Raw genomic sequence first — 2,894 nt, 5'->3', positions numbered from 1 at the left:
AATGGCTTCGGGGTGTGCGGTGATCCGCAATCGGAGTGTGTCACCGGGAAGTACTGCGATGGTGATCGGATAGTGGGTGGAGTCACGACCGCTGAATTCAACCACCGACAGTCCGCCACTGGTGCCATCGGTAGCATTCTTTGCTGCAAGGGTATCGGGGGAGACTGGGTAATTTTCGTAGGCGACAAGGGTGTCGAAAAGGTCGCCTACCCCGACGATTTTTTGGAGGTCAGTCAGTGGGGTGTGGTGATGGTCCAGCAGTCTGGTGTTGGTGCCCTGGACCTGGTGGAGAACACTGGTGCATGTCGGGTTTCCGGTGAAGGTGACTGGTACTGGGAGGGTGTTAATGAACAAGCCTACGGCTTTTTCGATGCCGTCGATGTCTGTCGGACGTCCGGAGACGGTGGTACCGAAGGTGACGGTGTTCTGTCCGGTCATGGCATTGAGGGTTGTCGCCCAGGCGGACTGAACCAGGGTGGACAGGGTCACCGCGTTGTCCCGGGCTGTGGTGGTCAGTCGATCGGTCAGGACAGCGGTGAGTTCGTGGTCCAGGCACTCGGGGAAGTCAGTCGCTGTGGTTCCGGGGATGCCGACGAGGGTGGGTTCGTCGACGCGGGACAGGATGTCGGACCAGGTGTCGATGGAGTCCTGGTGGTTCCGACTGTCCAGCCAGGTGAGGAAGTCGCGGTAGGTGTGATCGGGGGAGGGCTGTCCTTGGGGGCGGTTGCAGCAGTCCAGGATACGGGTGAGCAGAATCGGGGTGGACCAGCCGTCGCTGAGAACATGGTGCTTGGTCAGCACCAGCCCCGTGGTTTCCCCGTCGGTGACCAGTGCCATCCGCAGCAACGGGGGTTCGGCCAGGTTGAAGGGGATCGTCCGTTGGATGTCGGTGACCTGTGCGGTGGCGGTGTCGACATTATTACCGAGTGTCTGTCCACGGTACGTACTGGCGGTTCTGAGATCGATGTAGTCCAGGGGGAAGTCGACGTGGTCGGGTAGCACTGCGGTATAGCTGCCGTCTTGGTCGGGGACTATGGCGGCAGTGAGGTTCGGGTACTGCCGTAGAACCATTGATAGGGCGGTGGACATGCGGTCGGGGTCAGCGGCCCCGGACAGACGCAGGGTGCTCTGGACGACGTACATGTCCGCACCGGTAGCGCCGGAATTATCCCCAGCATCAGTGAGCGCCGCATGGAAGACCAGGCCCTGCTGGAGGGGGCTGAGCGGGTAGATATCGCGGAGACGGCCGTATCGTTCCGTCCACTGGTCCAGATCTTCCTGGGTGGTTCCGGTTGCCAGGACATCGGACGGTGACAAGCGGGGGGTGTCGGTCTGATCGGCGTAGGTGGCGAGGGTACGCAGGGTCTGGGTCCACAGGTCCACCAGTTCGGTGACATCGGAGTTGGTGAGGATCCCGGCGGCGAAGGCTGCGGTGCCGTTGATGGTTAGCTGGCCGGCGTAGCCGGTGGCGGACACGTTGATGTCCACCACCGCCGGCAGCGGGGAATCGGGATCGCTGTGCCCGGACATGCCGCCTGTTTCCGGAGCAGCAGACCAGGTCGTGTTGTCATCTGTGGCACTTGCGGTAGGCGATGCGCTGGTGAACTGACCGAGGTAGTTGAACCCGATCTGCGGAGCATTCCCATCAGACAGCGCGGAGCCAGTGGTGGTGTTGAGGTGACGCAGCAGTCCGTAGCCGAGACCCTTGTCCGGGACGCCAGCGAGGTGTTCTTTGACCCGCAGGGCAGCATCAGCAGCGGCAGTCGGTTCTGTCAGGGCGGTGGTCGGGTCCACGGTGTCGGTGGAGACCGACACCGGGTACCAGGTGGTGAACCAGCCGAGGCTGCGTGACAGGTCAGCGCCGGGGACGAAAGATTCTTCCCGGCCGTGGCCTTCTAGCCCGATCAGGGCGTTGCGGTGGTCGATGCCGCGGCGGGACTGCCATGCCCCGAGAGCGACGGTCAGGGCACCGAGGAGGATGTCGTTGACATCGGCGGTGAGTAGTTCCGGCAGGCGGGTCAGCACCGCCGTGGTGGTGTCCTGGTCCAGGTGGATGTGGACCGCATCGGCGGTGTCGCGGGTGTCGGTGGTCTGGTCGAGGCCCCTGACGCCGAGCAGCGGATCGTCGCCGGAGGTGGCAGCCATCCAGTAGTCGAGCTGGTCGGTGACGTCCTCATCAGTTGCCCGGGCTGCCAGGGCGTGCGCCCAGGTGGTCACCGAGGTTCCGGTGGTGGGAAGCGGGGTAGCGGTGCCATGAACGTAGCGGTCCCAGGTGTGGGTGAGGTCGTCGGTGAGGATGCGCCAGGACACGCCGTCGACGATGAGGTGGTGGATGACCATGATTAGTCGGCCGGTAGTGTCAGTGTCCGAGGTCACCAGGGTGGCCGCCCACAGGATGCCGTGTTCCGGGTCCAGGGTGGTCGACATGTCGGTGACGATGTCGTCATGCTGTCGCTTCCACTGGTCCGAGTCCCAGGGGACAGAAGTATGCACGGTACGGATGCGGGTGGAGACCGTCACAGAGTCTGCGGGGTCTACGGACGTGGATCCGGTGTTCAAGGACCATGATCCGGTGTGGTCCCGGACCAGTGTCCCGGAGAACACGGGGTGCTGGTCGGTGACGTCCGTGAGGATACGGGTCACGTCATCGGTGCCCAGTCGTTGTGGGGTGGTCCAGGTGAACGCCTGGGTGAAGTGGGCGAAGCCCGGTGTCCCCGCCTTGCGCGCGGCGATGGGCAGGAGGACAGAACTGTCCACCGGGTCCAGTACGACCCGGTCCTGGTCGGACTGCGCATTGTCGTCGGCGATGCCCGCCAGGGAGCCGACAGTGCGGGCCGAGAACACGTCGGCGGCAGTGAACTCATGTCCAGCCCGGCGGGCCCGGGTAACGAATT

At 63.9% G+C, this 2,894-nt stretch carries 1 protein-coding gene; it reads right to left on the bottom strand.

The window, feature by feature from the left end:
- A partial coding sequence (locus tag ACTXPP_RS13990; RefSeq protein ID WP_443342704.1) for a condensation domain-containing protein occupies positions 1–2,894 on the bottom strand: 2,894 nt, incomplete at both ends.

This window comes from Candidatus Corynebacterium faecigallinarum (assembly GCF_052264515.1).
Taxonomy (GTDB): Bacteria; Actinomycetota; Actinomycetes; order Mycobacteriales; family Mycobacteriaceae; genus Corynebacterium; species Corynebacterium faecigallinarum.
Note: the sequence above shows the minus strand (reverse complement) of the source record. Positions and strands in the feature narration are given on the sequence as shown.